The 15,026-nt window shown below is 41.6% G+C and carries 20 protein-coding genes; 5 read left to right on the top strand and 15 right to left on the bottom strand.

Annotated elements, in window-relative coordinates; translation table 11 throughout:
- Window positions 1-19 precede the first annotated feature (19 nt).
- The 4 genes from ACE1CI_RS09380 to ACE1CI_RS09365 form a co-directional block, all read right to left on the bottom strand.
- The gene (locus ACE1CI_RS09380) at window positions 20-286 is read right to left on the bottom strand and encodes a HypC/HybG/HupF family hydrogenase formation chaperone (protein ID WP_413266204.1); all 267 of its coding nucleotides are present in this window, start codon (window positions 284-286) and stop codon (window positions 20-22) included.
- Window positions 287-323: 37 nt separating this feature from the next.
- A complete protein-coding gene (locus ACE1CI_RS09375; RefSeq protein ID WP_413266203.1) occupies window positions 324-503 on the bottom strand; it encodes a type II toxin-antitoxin system HicB family antitoxin in 180 nt (59 codons plus the stop codon).
- Window positions 504-535: 32 nt separating this feature from the next.
- A complete protein-coding gene (hypF, locus tag ACE1CI_RS09370; protein WP_413266202.1) occupies window positions 536-2,887 on the bottom strand; it encodes a carbamoyltransferase HypF in 2,352 nt (783 codons plus the stop codon).
- A gap of 277 nt (window positions 2,888-3,164) precedes the next feature.
- The gene (locus tag ACE1CI_RS09365; protein ID WP_413266201.1) at window positions 3,165-4,331 is read right to left on the bottom strand and encodes an NHL repeat-containing protein; all 1,167 of its coding nucleotides are present in this window, start codon (window positions 4,329-4,331) and stop codon (window positions 3,165-3,167) included.
- A gap of 129 nt (window positions 4,332-4,460) precedes the next feature.
- On the opposite strand from ACE1CI_RS09365, the gene ACE1CI_RS09360 reads away from it, so the two are divergent.
- From ACE1CI_RS09360 to ACE1CI_RS09345, 4 genes are all read left to right on the top strand, one after another.
- On the top strand, window positions 4,461-5,615 hold the full coding sequence (locus tag ACE1CI_RS09360) for an AAA family ATPase (RefSeq protein WP_413266200.1): 1,155 nt from the start codon (window positions 4,461-4,463) through the stop codon (window positions 5,613-5,615).
- 205 nt (window positions 5,616-5,820) lie between these two features.
- The gene (locus ACE1CI_RS09355; protein ID WP_413266199.1) at window positions 5,821-6,321 is read left to right on the top strand and encodes a hypothetical protein; all 501 of its coding nucleotides are present in this window, start codon (window positions 5,821-5,823) and stop codon (window positions 6,319-6,321) included.
- A 29-nt stretch (window positions 6,322-6,350) separates the two neighbouring features.
- On the top strand, window positions 6,351-7,856 hold the full coding sequence (locus ACE1CI_RS09350; RefSeq protein WP_496615358.1) for an nSTAND1 domain-containing NTPase: 1,506 nt from the start codon (window positions 6,351-6,353) through the stop codon (window positions 7,854-7,856).
- Complete coding sequence (locus ACE1CI_RS09345) at window positions 7,819-8,613, top strand: pentapeptide repeat-containing protein (protein ID WP_496615357.1); 795 nt, start codon at window positions 7,819-7,821, stop codon at window positions 8,611-8,613. The genes ACE1CI_RS09350 and ACE1CI_RS09345 overlap by 38 nt, the downstream gene beginning before the upstream one ends.
- Window positions 8,614-8,934: 321 nt before the next feature.
- Here ACE1CI_RS09345 and ACE1CI_RS09340 read toward each other — a convergent pair whose 3' ends face one another.
- The 11 genes from ACE1CI_RS09340 to ACE1CI_RS09290 form a co-directional block, all read right to left on the bottom strand.
- Complete coding sequence (locus ACE1CI_RS09340; RefSeq protein ID WP_496615356.1) at window positions 8,935-9,093, bottom strand: hypothetical protein; 159 nt, start codon at window positions 9,091-9,093, stop codon at window positions 8,935-8,937.
- Window positions 9,059-9,136, bottom strand: a complete 78-nt coding sequence (locus tag ACE1CI_RS09335; protein WP_496615604.1) for a DUF6887 family protein — start codon at window positions 9,134-9,136, stop codon at window positions 9,059-9,061. The genes ACE1CI_RS09340 and ACE1CI_RS09335 overlap by 35 nt, the downstream gene beginning before the upstream one ends.
- Window positions 9,137-9,156: 20 nt before the next feature.
- Window positions 9,157-9,330, bottom strand: coding sequence for a DUF6888 family protein (locus tag ACE1CI_RS09330; RefSeq protein ID WP_413266213.1), 174 nt, complete (start codon window positions 9,328-9,330; stop codon window positions 9,157-9,159).
- Window positions 9,331-9,476: 146 nt separating this feature from the next.
- Window positions 9,477-9,755: a DUF433 domain-containing protein gene (locus tag ACE1CI_RS09325; RefSeq protein WP_413266196.1), complete on the bottom strand. Its 279-nt coding sequence runs from the start codon at window positions 9,753-9,755 to the stop codon at window positions 9,477-9,479.
- A gap of 26 nt (window positions 9,756-9,781) precedes the next feature.
- The gene (locus ACE1CI_RS09320; RefSeq protein WP_413266195.1) at window positions 9,782-10,072 is read right to left on the bottom strand and encodes a type II toxin-antitoxin system Phd/YefM family antitoxin; all 291 of its coding nucleotides are present in this window, start codon (window positions 10,070-10,072) and stop codon (window positions 9,782-9,784) included.
- A 113-nt stretch (window positions 10,073-10,185) separates the two neighbouring features.
- Complete coding sequence (locus tag ACE1CI_RS09315) at window positions 10,186-10,584, bottom strand: helix-turn-helix domain-containing protein (protein ID WP_413266194.1); 399 nt, start codon at window positions 10,582-10,584, stop codon at window positions 10,186-10,188.
- Window positions 10,568-10,867, bottom strand: coding sequence for a type II toxin-antitoxin system HigB family toxin (locus ACE1CI_RS09310; RefSeq protein WP_249067607.1), 300 nt, complete (start codon window positions 10,865-10,867; stop codon window positions 10,568-10,570). Before ACE1CI_RS09310 ends, ACE1CI_RS09315 begins: the two co-directional genes overlap by 17 nt.
- A 237-nt stretch (window positions 10,868-11,104) precedes the next feature.
- On the bottom strand, window positions 11,105-11,959 hold the full coding sequence (locus ACE1CI_RS09305; RefSeq protein ID WP_459564108.1) for a NifU family protein: 855 nt from the start codon (window positions 11,957-11,959) through the stop codon (window positions 11,105-11,107).
- 166 nt (window positions 11,960-12,125) lie between these two features.
- Window positions 12,126-12,350, bottom strand: coding sequence for a hypothetical protein (locus tag ACE1CI_RS09300; RefSeq protein ID WP_413266192.1), 225 nt, complete (start codon window positions 12,348-12,350; stop codon window positions 12,126-12,128).
- 48 nt (window positions 12,351-12,398) lie between these two features.
- On the bottom strand, window positions 12,399-12,656 hold the full coding sequence (locus tag ACE1CI_RS09295) for an asr0689 family protein (RefSeq protein WP_413266191.1): 258 nt from the start codon (window positions 12,654-12,656) through the stop codon (window positions 12,399-12,401).
- 37 nt (window positions 12,657-12,693) lie between these two features.
- Window positions 12,694-13,644 (bottom strand): tetratricopeptide repeat protein, encoded by a 951-nt coding sequence (locus tag ACE1CI_RS09290; RefSeq protein WP_413266190.1) that lies wholly within the window; start codon window positions 13,642-13,644, stop codon window positions 12,694-12,696.
- Window positions 13,645-14,032: 388 nt separating this feature from the next.
- Here ACE1CI_RS09290 and ACE1CI_RS09285 point away from each other — a divergent pair, with 388 nt between their 5' ends.
- Window positions 14,033-14,995: an NADH-quinone oxidoreductase subunit B family protein gene (locus ACE1CI_RS09285; RefSeq protein ID WP_413266189.1), complete on the top strand. Its 963-nt coding sequence runs from the start codon at window positions 14,033-14,035 to the stop codon at window positions 14,993-14,995.
- Window positions 14,996-15,026: the final 31 nt, after the last annotated feature.

Here is a 15,026-nt window from a genome sequence, read left to right as displayed (position 1 = left end):
ATTTGTCATTTGGGAAAAGTTAATTACTAACCGTTAGTGATTCTTGAATTTCTGCTAGTTCCTCCAGTAATTTTAGGGTTTCTGCTGCTTCATTGGGGTCTATTCGTTGCATGGCAAAACCGACGTGGACTAATACCCAATCTCCTAAACAAGATTCAACGGGATGGGTATCATCAACGATACAAGCGATGTTAACTTGGCGTTTTACGCCACTAATATCGACGGTTGCAAGTTTATTTTTTACGTCTGTTATTTCGACTATTTGACCGGGGATTCCTAAACACATTTTATGTTACCTTTTGTAAGTTGAAATTTAATTGCTATTATTCCATTTGAAAGGCAGGATTCTCGTCTTCTAAAAGCATCTCAATTACTTCACGGAGATTCTCTTGTAGTTCATCTAAAGTTTCACCTTGGGAATGTGCTCCGGGAAATCCAGGGACGTAACCTACATAGAGTTTTGTATCTGGATCTCGTTCAATAATTGCAGTAAAAGTTTTCATATTTTCCAGTTTCTCAAGCAATTTACAATCAATTATGATATCGATCGCGCTGCTGCGATCGCAACTTGTCCCAAAGACAATCCGCCATCATTTGCAGGTACTAAACTATGAGTTAAAACTGTTAAACCCATCACTTTTAGATGTTTACTAACCTGTTCTAATAACACCTGATTTTGAAAGACACCTCCTGTTAAAGCAACTTGAGTAAAAGCGTGAGTTTCCCGCAAATGATTTACCATAGATGCGATCGCTTTTGCCAATCCCAAATGAAATCGAGTTGCGATCGCACTTTGGGAAACTCCTTGTTGTAAATCTGTTAATAATGCTTGCCACATTGTCCGAGGTTCTAAATAGGAAATCGGCGCAGAGATGATTTCAAAAGGATATCCTATTTCCCCATCAATATCAGTAACTAAAGCTTCTAATTCGATTGCGCCTTGTCCTTCATAACTCGCACGATCGCAACAAATTCCCAAAGCAGCAGCTACCGCATCAAACAAGCGTCCTGCGGAAGAAGCTAAAGGAGAATTGATTCCTTTTGCTAACATTTGATTTAAGAGCGATCGCGGTTGTTTGTCTAAAAATTCCACAATTTCTAACTCTCTATATTTTACGTCCAATTCCTCCCAATCAAATCCTGCCATCAGGTGAGCGTAAGTATTCCGCCAAGGTTGGTAAATTGCTTGTTCTCCTCCTAACATAGCAATTGGTTTGAAGCTTGCCAATCTTTCATAGCTGCGATAGTCTGCTAAGAGAAACTCACCCCCCCAAAGCGTGCCATCTTCACCATAACCTAAACCATCTAAGGCAATTCCCAAAATCGGTTTAGTCTCTAAAGTTACCCCATTTTCTGCCATGCAAGCTGCAACATGAGCGTGATGATGTTGAATAGAATAGACGGGATTAATTCCTAATTCTTTACCTATTTTGGTCGAGAGATATTCGGGATGGAGGTCTAGTGCGATCGCTTCTGGTTTATGTTCAAACAAATGCAAATACAATTCCAATGTTTCCCGATAAGCTGTCAGCGCCGCCACATTTTCTAAGTCTCCCAAATGCTGCGATAAAATCGCCTCTCCCTCTCGCAACAAACAAAAAGTATTCTTCAATTCGCTCCCCATTGCTAAAATAGGAGGAGCTTGTTCAAATCCTGATGGCAAGCGGATTGGTGCGGGTGCGTACCCACGCGCACGACGTAAGATTTGGGGGCGATTTCCTACTACTTTGACTACCGAATCATCAACCCGATTGACAATATCTCGATCGTGCAGCAAAAAATAATCAGCGATTTTACTCAACTTCTCCTTTGCTACTTCATTACTAATACATTGTGGTTCATCGGAAAGGTTGCCGCTGGTGAGTACGATCGGACGTTCCATTCGCCGCAATATCAGATGATGCAACGGTGTGTAAGGCAACATGAAACCGAGAGATTTAATATTAGGCGCAACCGAAGCAGCAATAGGTTTTAAAATTTCTGTGTTGTGTTCTTTTAATTGTAATAGTACAATGGGAGCAGCAGCACTTTCTAACAGTTCCCTTTCCAACTCATTAATAACGCAATACTTCTCGATAATTTCTAAATTCTTTGCCATCAAAGCAAAGGGTTTGTGATAGCGATGCTTGCGTTCTCTAAGTTTTTGCACTGCGGTTTCATTGGTGGCATCACAAGCGAGATGAATTCCACCAATACCTTTAATCGCAACAATTTCTCCTCGTTGTAATAGAGTACAAACTGCGTCCACATCGTCCAACATGGAGAACATATCTGATACAATGGGTTTACCATCTGCTCGTTCTAACCAAGCTTTTGGGCCACAAAAATGACAGGCGACAGGTTGGGCGTGAAAGCGGCGATTTGTGACATCTGCATATTCTTTCGCGCATTCCGAACACATGGTAAAATTTGCCATGCTGGTGTTGCGGCGATCGTAAGGAATAGCGCGAACAATGCTTAAACGAGGGCCGCAATGAGTACAATTAGTGAAGGGATAGCGATACCAACGGCTAAAAGGATCGAAGATTTCTGCTTTACATTGAGGACAAGTTGCAGCATCGGGAGTAATGCTGGTTTTGACTTTATTACTAATACTTTGAGTAATGGTAAAATCTGTATAGTTTGGTGGGTAGGATAGGGGTAAACGTGCGATCGCTTCAATTTTTGCTAAAGGCGGACATTCTTCTTGAAGTCGATCGACAAAAGTTTCTACAGCTTCCGCAGTTCCAACAACTTTAATCAGTACGCCTTCCCCATCATTACAAACTTCACCTCGCAAATCACAAAGTTTAGCAAGGCGATAAACTGTCGGGCGAAATCCTACTCCTTGGACTGTACCACGTACTCGAATTTCTTCAGCTATTTTTAAGTTAATATTGGTTATCATTTTGTTAAAATTAGAATCTTAATCTTTTCTTTCTTCTTCTTCCTTCGTGTCCTAATTCGCTATCGCGAATCGCTGCGCTACCGCGTCTTCGCGGTTCAAAAAAATCTCTAAAACTAGAGGTTACTAAATTTTGGATTTTAACCACAGATGAACGCGGATGAACGCAGATGTACATTCAGCTTTACTGTTTACTGCAATCGTTTTTTTTACCATACTTATATTTAAGCGATCGCAAGTCAGATTGACCAAAATTTCAACCTTTCTTAGTAAACACCAATTAAGGATTATTTAACTTCCACAGCATAACTCGATTGTTACCTGAATCAGCGATCGCAACTGTATCCCCACAAACCTCTACTGCATAACACCAACAAAAGCTATCTCGCAACGGTAAACCATAAACTCGATTTTCCCCTTTGCTTTGAAAATCAGATTGTCCAATCAAAGCATTTGCAGGTTTACCTTGAAGCGATTTTAAATCTCCCGAAAACTGCCAACCTAATAAGCGAGAATTAGCAGTATCAGCAACTAATAACCAATCTTTCGCTACCGTCACCCCATAAGGCATATTTAAACTTGCCGCACTTGGAAGGTAAACTCCTTGGTTGAGTTCTACTTGCTCAAAATTAGACTGTCCCAACACTGCCACACAGGGAGTATTATTTTCCTTGGGAATGCCATCCCACAACATTATCCGATTATTCCCAGCATCCGCTACTACTAAATTACCTTGCCAAATCGCAATACTGTGACACCAACGCATACTCGCCGCTGTCGGTGTTCCGCCGCCATTCTCATTGCGAGAGGTAAAATCAGGTTGTCCCAAAACTAAATCCGCAGGTTGTCCGTTTGACTCTGGTAACTGATTCCAAATCAAAACTCGACGATTTCCGGTATCAGCAACAAATAACTTATCTTGATGATAGAAAACCCCATAACACCAATGCAAGCGATCGCACGCCGTATCCATAAATCCCCGATTTGGTTCCCCTTGCGAAAAATCAGCTTGTCCTAACACAATATCCGCAGGAACATTACTATCTTTTGGGATTTTTTTCCAAATCAAAACGCGATGATTCCAAGCATCAGCAACAGCTAAACCTTCTCCACAAATACAAATTCCCGTCGGAACACTTAAGGTAGAAGCAGTAGGATTACCGTTAGCATTTTTGCCTTCGCTAAAAAAGTCACGTTGTCCGATTATCCAATCTGCTGGTTGATTATCTGATTGCGGATGCGATCGCCATCCTAACAAACGATGATGTCCCGTATCCGCCACCCAAAAAGAACCATTATCAACTAAACAAATACCTCTGGGGCCGAATAAAGTATTCGGAGTAGGTGCGATCGGAGTCGGGATGATAGAATCTCCCAAACCACCAATAATCACTTTTGCACCTTGAGGTGAGAGAAGGGGAGAGGGAACTGCTTCTGGAGTTATCATAAAAAAACGGAAGACTAAAAGTGCATCAGCTTATAATTATGACCTGAGAATAACACTTACTATCAAGCTACTATCTGCGATCGCAATTTTAGGATAAATTTCTCGGAAAAAACATGGGAAATAAATAATATGAATTCCTTTGAAAGCATAAGTATTGAAGGTTTCCGTCGCTTATTTTCAGTTGAAATTGAGATGCGACCTTTGACAGTAATAATTGGTGCTAATGGTGTAGGTAAAACTTCTTTTTTAGAGATATTTTCACTATTGGCAGCTTCTGCAAATGGTCAATTACAGTCAAAAATTTCCGAATTTAGCGGTCTTAATCAAATGTTGACAAGAGATAAGGCAGATAGTATGACAATATCTCTGTCAATGCCTGTAGAAAACCAAAACCCCTTGAATTACTGTCTCGAACTTGCTAGTAAAGGTCAGTTTTATGAAATCGCTGTAGAAACTTTAACTCAACAGCGAAATCCATCTACAACTGCACCTTTTAAATATATCGATTCTCGTGGTTTAGATATTAGATATTACGATCCAGAATATGAAAGAATATTGCGCCCTAATTGGGAACATAATCCTTTAGAAACTTCCCTTTCTCAGGTTCCCAAAATGTACAAAGAACCGGAAGTTTTGCGAAAGAAATTAGCTTCATGTAGTTTTTATAGAGCCTGGGAATTGAATGTTGCTCCCAGAAGTCCTGTGCGTTTACCTCAAGCAATGCGTCCAGCAAAATTACCCGGAGTTAATGGAGAAGATTTAGTTTCCTGCCTTTATTATTTGCGCGAAACAGACCCGGATAGATTTGAAATAGTAGAAGATACACTTGCTGCGGCTTTTCCTGATTTTGAAAGGTTGAGCTTTCCACCAGTAGCAGCAGGAACTTTGGCAATGACTTGGAAGGATAAAAATTTTTCTCAACCTCTTTATATGGATCAACTTTCTGAAGGAACTTTGCGATTTCTTTGGTTAGTTACTCTGCTACAAAGTCGAGATTTAACTTCTGTTACTCTGATTGATGAGCCGGAAGTAAGTTTGCATCCAGAGTTATTGAAATTACTTGCCGACTTAATGCGAGAAGCTGCCAAAAGAACTCAACTAATTGTAGCAACCCATTCAGATAGACTAATCAGATTTTTGCACCCTAAAGAAGTGCTGGTTTGTGATGCTGAAGATGGGTTAACAACGATGACTTGGGCTGACTCTTTAGATTTAGAAAAATGGCTGGAGGAATATAGTTTAGATGAGATTTGGGCGATGAATTTGATTGGGGGGCGACCATGATAGCACGCTCGCACTTGTCTAAGTAAGAAAATTGCGATCGCAGTTTTTGCAATCTTTCGCAAGAAAATTATACTTAATATCTACGCAAGCCCCCGTTTACAAATATTCAGCACCTTGACAAACCGGAAAACTTACGGATATAACCACTGGATAAAGTGATCGATAGGGTAATAAAACAATTGAATTTCATAGGAGTTATGCTTAAATGCCCCCAAGCCGCAGATTAGCTGATTTAGAAAAAGCCATAGAATTGCGATACGAGACTCTTGGCAAGGTGGAGAAGCGTCTTGCCATGACGGACGAAATTTTTGCCAAAAACGCTATAGAGCAAAGAATTCGGGAAGAAGTTTTACCAGAACTTCGCCAGCATGAGGCTGAGTATTGGGACGTGCTGGCGCTAGAAGCACGCACTTGTGCAGTCGAAGAAGTCGAGGCGCAGAAGGCCATTGACGTTGTGGTGCAGGAGGTAGAACTGATTGAGAATAATCCCAATGCCAACTATCCGGCTGAGTTGCTGGAGTTGTTGCGCCAGATTCGAGACAAGCTCAACGAACCAAAAACCCCTGTAGAAGGGAAAGCAAAATTGGCATTGAATCTTCTGCCTGGGGTTATCACCTACGAAGTGCAGTTAGATACAGTAAAAGCTTTGCAGAGAGTTAAAGAGCCTATCAGACGGCTGTTTCAAGGTGCTATTGAAAAAAAGTAATTAGCGCCGACGATTGTCCCTATCGCGGTTTGTCGGCATTTCGGGAGCAGGATGAAAAGTTTTTCTTTGGGCGGCAGAAGTTTGTCGATAGTTTAGTTGAAGTTGTATATCGACAGCCGTTAGTCGCTGTTATTGGTGCTTCTGGTAGCGGCAAATCTTCGGTTGTATTTGCGGGACTGATTCCCAAGTTGAGACAAAAGGGAAATTTGCTGATTGAGTCTTTTCGCCCTCAGAATCAACCTTTTTTTGGACTTGCTTCGGCGCTGGTGCGATTGCTGAAACCAGAATTAGACGAAATTCAGCAACCTGGTAGAGCAGCGGAACTGGTAACTGACTTGAAACGGGAGTTGACGTTACCGCAGGTGGTGACAAGCATTTTGGTACGCTATCCCGGCAAACGGTTGCTGTTAGTAATTGACCAGTTTGAAGAACTTTATAACCCGCGCAATGATACCGAGCAACTGCCGTTTGTGGATGCGTTGCTGGCAGCTATTCAGTCTGCGCCGAACGATTTGACGGTAGTGTTGACGCTAAGGGCTGATTTTTTGAGTTACCTACTGAACTACCCGACTTTTGGAGCAGCGTTACAGCAGCATAAGCCGCAATTGCTGGGCGCAATGAACCGGGAGGAGATGCGGGAAGCAATTGAGTGTCCAGCAGAGGAAATAGGCGTAAAACTGGAGGAGGGGCTGACTGAGCGAATTCTGGATGCGGTGAAGCGGGAACCGGGAAATCTGCCTTTGCTGGAGTTTGCTTTAGAGCAGTTGTGGGGAAAACAGAAAAACAATCGGCTCACCCACGATGCTTACGACGATATCAAAGGTGTGGAGAAGGCGCTGGCTGTTTATGCACAATCAGTATATGAGGAACTGACTCAGAAGATTGACGGGAAACAGATACAGCAAATCTTTATCCAGTTGGTGCGTGTGGGGGAAGGTACAGACGACACCCGACAGCAGGCTACCCGTGCTGAGGTAGGAGATGATAACTGGGATTTGGTGAAGCAGTTAGCTGATAAGCGTTTGGTGGTGACGGGACGCAATGAGGCGACTGGGGAAGAAACGGTTGAGGTTGTACATGAAGCTTTGATTCGGGAATGGGGTTTGTTGCGTCAGTTGATTATTGACAATCAGAAAAAGTTGATTCAAAAACGGGAAATTGAAGATGCGGCTAAGAGGTGGCGAGATAAGGAGAGGGTGAAAGATTATTTGCTTGGGGGGAAAGTTTTGACTGAGGCGAAGGTGTTTGAGAAGCAGGAAGGTGGAAATCTTAGGTTATCGGATTTGGCGAAAGAGTTTATTGATAAAAGTTTGAGACAAAGACGAAATAATCGCATTAAGTTTTTTGGAGTTGGTTTTGGACTTGGTTGGATTTTTGTCCCCGCTTTACTGCTCTTCCTGGGATTCTTTACCATGAGAGAGATTGAGAAATATGGACTTTTAGCAACTCTCAGGGAGCATCAAGAACAGAAAGATAGTCCGGGAAGAATTCAAGCACTTGAACGGTCTGGTAAAACTCGGTGTCAACCTAGATAAGACCAAGCTCAAGGGTGCCTACCTCCGTGGTGCCGACCTCAGCAGTGCCTACCTCCGTGATGCCGACCTCAGCAGTGCCTACCTCCGTGGTGCCGACCTCAGCAGTGCCTACCTCCGTGATGCCGACCTCCGTAGTGCCTACCTCTACTCCGCCAACCTCCGTGGTGCCAACCTCAGCGGTGCCGACCTCGGCGGTGCCGAACTCAGCAGTACCAACCTTGGTGGTGCCGACCTCAGCATTGCTAACCTTAGTGATACCAACCTCAGCAGTGCCGACCTCGGCAGTGCCAACCTCTACTCCGCCAACCTCCGTGGTGCCAACCTCCGTGATGCCAACCTCCGTGATGCCAAGCTCAATGATGCCGACCTCACAAATTCTATTTACGATAAGGAAACTAAATTTCCTAAAGATTTCGCTCCGTCTGGTAAAAATATGTACTTGATTGGTCCTGATGCAGACCTCAGCAATGCAGACCTAAAGCGTGCAGACCTCAGCAGTGCAGACCTAAAGCGTGCAGACCTCAGCAATGCAGACCTAAAGCGTGCAGACCTCAGCAGTGCAGACCTCAGCAGTGCAGACCTCAGCAGTGCAGACCTCAGCGGTGCAGACCTCAAATGTTTAGATTCTGACATTCGGTACGGATGTACTAATTTCAGAGGTGCAAAAAATCTAACTGCCGAACAAGTTAAATCTGCTAAGAATTGGCAACAAGCGGAATACGATGAAGAGTTTCGGAAAAAACTAGGCTTGAAATAGAAAACGGGAAGATGGGGGAATCGTTTTTTCTAGTCGAAAAGTAACAGCAGCATAGGAGGTTTTTCAATGATGTCTGCGGAGATACAAACTTTTGTTGAGAAACGTTTGGGAGTTTCGCAAAGGTCAACAACAAATGGAAGAAGTTTTTCGACGTAAGATCAAGGGAGAAAATTAAAAACATGGACTGAAGAATTATTGATAAACTTTTGGTGTTGCAGTCGGTTTTAACCGATTTTCGCTATTACCCATGAAATTGATTTCCGGGTGGGTGTGGATGGAAAGACGATATGCTTTTTTTAGATGTGGTGAAAATGCGATCGCTTAACCATCAGCTGTTCTATTTTCCCTCTTAATTTTTTCAACTCTTTCCAGGATTTCACCAAACAGATTCGGATCTTGTAAATCCTCAAGCGTTCCACTGGCTAAAACTGGCGCATTAGCTAGCCTATCCATGTAAGCATGAAAGGCTTTCTTCGTCATCTCGATGTTCAAGTATATAGGTACGAAGTTCTTTCCGACTCATTTGTTCAAAGTTTGGTTGTGTCATAGGTACTCCCAATTCCCATTACTATCGATCTCGATTTCTGTTTCATCGCCAGCCAAAATGTATATTTTATTTATGCGCCTATCTAGACGTACCATGAAGATAGGTCGATAAAAATTGGTTAGCCTCTGGCAGAGAATAAAGCAAGTTAAAGTCTGTGCTGCGGTAGGCAGGGTAGTTGCTCCTGTGTAACGATCTTTATCCTCTAACTTACACTATAAAAAATATTTGCGATTAGTAAATTTTATCATGTTTCAAATTTTTGGAGTTTCTTCTGGATATTAGCGCGAATTTGTGCCATTACACTTGCACCATAACCCTATTCCCTTAAATAGCGATCGTATTGGGTTTCATCTGCTGTCAAAATAGCTTCTATTTCTGCTTTGTTAGCGTGATAATAAGCCAAAGCTGCATAAACCTGCGCTAGATTTAAATAAGGCCAATTATCTACCATTTCTTCTGGTGTTACTCCTTGTTTCCACAAAGTAGCAATTCGGCCTACCGTTATTCTAGTTCCAGCAATGCGAGGACGGTTGCCACAGGTGTCAGGCGATCGAGTTATTAGTGTAGCGATATCAATTACAGTTGATGTTGACATAGTTTATTCAACTTTGTATTTTTGATTCATCGTGAACTGTCTAACTTATCAAACAGTTCATTAAAAAACTCTTCGGCTTTTTTACCTTTTCCTTCTTGCATTTGTTCTAAGCCTAATTTAATTCCCTTTAAAGTCTCTACTAATTCAGCAGCTTCTAAAAGTTGCTGATAAGATTCTGCATCTTGAACAACTAACTCAGCTTTTCCATTTACAGTGAGAACCAAAGGATGTTTTGTTTGCTTAATCCGCTGCAAAAATTCAGTCGTATTTCGTTTAAAGTCGGTGAGAGAATGTATATCTTTTGAAAGGTTTATCATTTTTTAGCATCGAATTAGCACTTAATTCGATGCTAAGTTATATCTGCGAGTTTGTCAATCACATTTTGATAGAGAGCAAATACTTAACACAAAATAGCGATCGCTATGCAAAATTAAATAAATAAGTTAGGCGAAACTTTGAAATATTCGCCAAGAGCTTTAGCTTGTGCCTTGCTAATCGAACGTTTGCCATTAACAACTTCAGATACTACCCCACTCGAACCAATTATTCCAACTAAATCTGCTTGCCGAGTGCCGCTCGTTTCCATGACATATTGCAGCATTTCAGATGGAGTAGATTTCTCGAATGGATAGTTTTTAGTTTCGTATACTTCAATCAGCGTTACTAATAAATCGAGTAAAGCTAGCTCCTCCGGTGTACGATTTTTGGCAAAAATTAACTGTTCTACAACTTTCAACAAACGTTCGTATTCTGCTTCTGTCTCAATTGCCTGTGGAGCAACTTCAGCTAGCAAGGCTTGATAAGCACTTCGATCAAAAGTAAGGGTCATTTTTCCATCCATCTTTGTCGTATTCGCTATGGGTTAAAAAATATTTGTAATAAACCTTCTGCGTTTGATAATCAATCCCAACAATCAGACGGTAATCGTTGCCTTTAATGTTAAATACAGTAAAGTTTCCTACTGCTTCAGCATCTCGATAAACCTTACGCACATCTTCTAAATTTTGCCATTCTGCATTTTTTACAATCTCGTACCATTTGTCAATCTGCGTCCTGACATCAGGATACTTAGCTGCATCATTACGGAGATTGCGAATTGAAATTAGGTGCATTTTGATTGAGATAGGTAAGAAAACTTTTTCGCACAATCATAAGTTCATCAAGATTATTTAAATTCTTAGCTATATTGTCACTCTCTCATTTTGAGAGCAAAATGTCAAGGGGGTTAAACATTCAAGGCCCCAGGGTTGTTTCATTTTTCTTGTGGGGTGGGCATCCTGCCCGCCCCATCCTTAGATAACTATTCTCACTTTATTTATTTGCACCTACTTAACAAAAAATAGCGATCGCTATCGCCTTATTTCAACAAACACTCGTCCATCTTGTACCTGTACCAGATAAGATTGCAAAGACACTTCTGGAGAAGTCAAACATTCCCCAGTTTCCAAAAGATAGCGAAACTTATGACTAGGACAAGTTAAAATTCCATAGCTAACATTCCCAGAATCTAACGGTTCACCAAAATGACTGCAAGCATTTTCATAACAAACAACTTGAGAACCAACTTTAGATAATATTAGCGATTTACCGAACAATTTCATCGCCAAAACTCCTTGGGTAGGAACTTCAGCGAGTGACGTTACCTCTATCCAATCAGAATCTACACTTTGAGATAAATTTTGATTAGGCGAAAAATTAGTTGTTTCTACAGCTATTACTTGGGTAATCTCTGGACAGTAACGCTTAATCGCTTGTTCTACACTATCGGATAAAGTAAGAGTGGAAGCCGGACAATTACTACAAGTTCCTGTTAATCTAACTTTAACGGTAGGTAGATCGATCGCCACCAGTTCCACATCTCCATTATGGCTTTGCAATCCTGGTCGAACTTCCGCCAAAGCCAGTTTAACTCTTTCTTCCAAAGGCGGTTGAGGCGATTTTACCAAGTCATAATAACGCAATAACCCGTATACTACCTCATCTTCAGCCGCACGCCGCAAAGCAGATAAAGAATCTTGTTTAACATTGCGAATCAGGCGGATCAAAGCTTCGCGATGTAAAGCTTCGATCGCCCTTTTCAATCCCATCACTATTACCCGTTGCGACTCATCCCATTGACTAGCGATCGACTCATAGCGATCGATTTCTCGTACCAGTTCTTCCAGCGTCGAACTTGTTTCTACTTGATTTGGCGCTTGAACCATAATTATGGAAATTGGTAGTGATTTGCGATCGGTTAATTTCGATGAAAATGCCAAATTTTACTAAATTCGGGTTAGTAACCCCTGTATTTTCTCCCTCTTCTCTCTGCGTCCTCTGTGTCTGGAGCGGTTCATTATAAAAGGGATAGTTAACCCGGATTTAGTATTATTACTGCATTTTTACATCTTTCAGTAAAAACGGCATAAATACCCCAGTCAAAAAACCCGATACTGGAATTGATAACCATAATTCACTACCCAGTTTATCAAGTCCTACTAGTAACAAAAAGCCAATCATCACTCCAAGTGCCGTTTGTCTAGCAAAATAACCAGGATTTCGTAATAACTTCCCTTTAAAAAGTAACTTCGTAGAAAACCAACCCACTTCTAACATAACTTTTTCTCCTTTCTTTGCGTCCTTTGCGTTCTTTGCGGTTTAAAATTAATTAATTGCCAGTACAATTAACCCAAGTACAGTAGCAGGAATAATTGCTGCTGGCCCAAATAATCCCCCAATCATCGCTGAAAGTCGATAACCGAGATCTTTTCCTGCTAATAATACGCCACCGATCGCACCTCCAAGAATTGAAAAAGCGATCGCAATCCCCAACCAAACTAACCCTGTCTCCAAGTTAACCTCTCCCGCAAAAAAGCTAGAGATAAAATCCTGTACCAATGGATCGTTTATTAACTCATTCATTGCCTTCTCCTAAAAATAGTAACTCAACCCTTAAAACCTATAAATCACTAATCGCCTGTTCCACCATTTCCGCCTGTTCAAACCTTCCATATTGGCGAAAAATAGCCGCAGCTTCCTGATAATATCCCCTTGCTTGCAACAAGTTATTATCATTACCAGCTTCAGGATGTTCTGAATCATCAGGAAGATTGCTTAAAGCGTTAGCTTTATTCGCTAAAGTATTCGCATATTCGATCGGCGTATCCCGTTGATTACGAACTTTCAAAGCTTCATCATAAGCTCTAATTGCCCGCCAATTATTATCTACTGCATGAGCACTTGGTAAATACTGTAAAGCATTGCCCAAATTATTTTGTAGCATTGCATACTCGTTCGGATGGTCGATTAAAGAAATCCATTCCAAAGCTTGTTGAAAAGATTGTACAGCTAAAGCTTGTCGCATATCTTCCCCTTCCGAAGACATTGGCATAGAAAGGTAAGCGATCGCAATATTATTATGCAAAATCGCAAATTCTTGGGGATAACTATCGCCCTTAAATACCCTTAAAGCCCGCTGATATAACTGAATGCTATCCACCAATCTAGCTTGATGAAAAGGAACCAAAGCTTGTAAAACTAAACCCAGATTCATTTCCGTTTCTGCTACTTCTTCTGGGGAAGCATATTCTTGCAACAAAGGGAGTGCAGATTGATAACATTCCCTAGCTTGTTGTAACAAATCCGCGTCTTCGTTGGGGATCGATCGCAAAGCCGTTCCCATCCCTGTGAGCACCCTTGCTTTCAGAAATGGAAACTGTTCCTTGCATAATTCCAAAGCATGAGAATAGAGTGACACAGCATTCCAAAGATCCTGAATTTCTTTAGGCTTTTTTTGCAATTCCATCCCTAATTCGATCAGCATTTCGATTTTTTCTTCTAAAGTTGCTGATTCAGATTCAATAGCGGTTATCGCAGCCTTAACTGCCACCTCAGTCATGCTTGGTGTCACAAAACTTTCCCCTCAATCTCTTGATCGACTAAAATTGATCTTGATTAACGACAGAAATTCTTAATTAAGTTCTGTGCGCTAACTCGATCGACGTAATCTTAAACGTACTAAAATTTTTCAGTTTTGGCAAATACTTTATAAATAGTGCGATCGCTTGACTCAATTTAATCTTTCTTAACTTTTGTTAATTAACAATTTTTTTATTGTCAAAATATCAATACATTCTCACTTTTAGAAATATGAAATATTCCTTAAATTAAGCAGACAACCTAAGAAATTCGTTTGATGATAAGAAGAATTACACAATTACAATTGGGGTGGCAGATAGTGAAGAAAGCCACCTAAATTCCTGTGAAAAATTACAACAACTGAGAATCTAAGGTGGCGTATGGTCAATGTCCTTTGGCTTCAAGGTGGTGCCTGTTCTGGCAACACAATGTCATTTTTAAATGCAGAAGAACCCAGTGCTTGCGACTTAGTAACCGACTTTGGGATTAACATTTTGTGGCATCCTTCGTTAGGAGTCGAACTAGGAGACAACCTGCAAAAATTGCTATGGGATTGCGTAGAAGGAAAGATTTCTTTGGATATCCTAGTATTTGAGGGATCGGTAATCAATGCTCCCAATGGTACAGGAACCTGGAATCGATTTGCTCACCGTCCGATGAAAGATTGGCTTGCCGACTTATCAAAAGCAGCGAGTTTTGTAGTTGCGGTGGGAGACTGTGCGACTTGGGGAGGTATCCCAGCGATGGCACCTAACCCCAGCGACTCTACAGGGTTACAATTTCTCAAACGCAAAGAAGGCGGTTTTTTAGGCAAAGATTATGTTTCTAAAGCCGGACTGCCAGTGATAAATATTCCAGGTTGTCCTGCACATCCAGACTGGATTACTCAAATTCTAGTAGCGATCGCCACCGGAAGGATCGCAGACATCACCTTAGACGAACTAAACCGTCCGCAAACCTTCTTCAAAAGCTTCACCCAAACAGGCTGTACCCGCAACGTCCACTTTGCCTACAAAGCCTCAACCAGTGAGTTTGGACAACGCAAAGGTTGCCTGTTCTACGACTTAGGTTGCCGGGGACCGATGACACACTCCTCCTGCAACCGGATATTATGGAACCGAGTCTCCTCCAAAACTCGTGCTGGAATGCCTTGTTTAGGTTGCACAGAACCAGAGTTTCCCTTCCACGATCTTAAACCAGGCACAGTCTTCAAAACCCAAACGGTGATGGGCGTACCCAAAGAACTGCCAACAGGAGTCAACAAAAAAGATTATGCCCTACTCACAGTAGTAGCAAAAGATGCAACACCCGACTGGGCAGAAGAAGACATTTTCACAGTTTAGTCATTGGTTATTTGTCATTTGTCATTTGTCA

Source organism: Floridaenema flaviceps BLCC-F50 (genome assembly GCF_041929275.2).
In the GTDB taxonomy this organism is placed as follows: Bacteria; Cyanobacteriota; Cyanobacteriia; order Cyanobacteriales; family Aerosakkonemataceae; genus Floridanema; species Floridanema flaviceps.
The sequence above is the reverse complement of the archived record's forward strand: the minus strand, read 5'-3'. Positions and strand labels throughout refer to the sequence as shown.

Coding starts and splice junctions, on each gene's coding strand:
- ACE1CI_RS09285 (WP_413266189.1), top strand. CDS start 14,033: ATGGTCAATGTCCTTTGGCTTCAAGGTGGTGCCTGTTCTGGCAACACA.
- ACE1CI_RS09335 (WP_496615604.1), bottom strand. CDS start 9,136: ATGAGTCGGAAAGAACTTCGTACCTATATACTTGAACATCGAGATGAC.
- ACE1CI_RS09295 (WP_413266191.1), bottom strand. CDS start 12,656: ATGAATGAGTTAATAAACGATCCATTGGTACAGGATTTTATCTCTAGC.
- ACE1CI_RS09340 (WP_496615356.1), bottom strand. CDS start 9,093: ATGACGAAGAAAGCCTTTCATGCTTACATGGATAGGCTAGCTAATGCG.
- ACE1CI_RS09305 (WP_459564108.1), bottom strand. CDS start 11,959: ATGGTTCAAGCGCCAAATCAAGTAGAAACAAGTTCGACGCTGGAAGAA.
- ACE1CI_RS09300 (WP_413266192.1), bottom strand. CDS start 12,350: ATGTTAGAAGTGGGTTGGTTTTCTACGAAGTTACTTTTTAAAGGGAAG.
- ACE1CI_RS09360 (WP_413266200.1), top strand. CDS start 4,461: ATGAATTCCTTTGAAAGCATAAGTATTGAAGGTTTCCGTCGCTTATTT.
- ACE1CI_RS09380 (WP_413266204.1), bottom strand. CDS start 286: ATGTGTTTAGGAATCCCCGGTCAAATAGTCGAAATAACAGACGTAAAA.
- ACE1CI_RS09325 (WP_413266196.1), bottom strand. CDS start 9,755: ATGTCAACATCAACTGTAATTGATATCGCTACACTAATAACTCGATCG.
- hypF (WP_413266202.1), bottom strand. CDS start 2,887: ATGATAACCAATATTAACTTAAAAATAGCTGAAGAAATTCGAGTACGT.
- ACE1CI_RS09315 (WP_413266194.1), bottom strand. CDS start 10,584: ATGACCCTTACTTTTGATCGAAGTGCTTATCAAGCCTTGCTAGCTGAA.
- ACE1CI_RS09310 (WP_249067607.1), bottom strand. CDS start 10,867: ATGCACCTAATTTCAATTCGCAATCTCCGTAATGATGCAGCTAAGTAT.
- ACE1CI_RS09355 (WP_413266199.1), top strand. CDS start 5,821: ATGCCCCCAAGCCGCAGATTAGCTGATTTAGAAAAAGCCATAGAATTG.
- ACE1CI_RS09365 (WP_413266201.1), bottom strand. CDS start 4,331: ATGATAACTCCAGAAGCAGTTCCCTCTCCCCTTCTCTCACCTCAAGGT.
- ACE1CI_RS09375 (WP_413266203.1), bottom strand. CDS start 503: ATGAAAACTTTTACTGCAATTATTGAACGAGATCCAGATACAAAACTC.
- ACE1CI_RS09320 (WP_413266195.1), bottom strand. CDS start 10,072: ATGATAAACCTTTCAAAAGATATACATTCTCTCACCGACTTTAAACGA.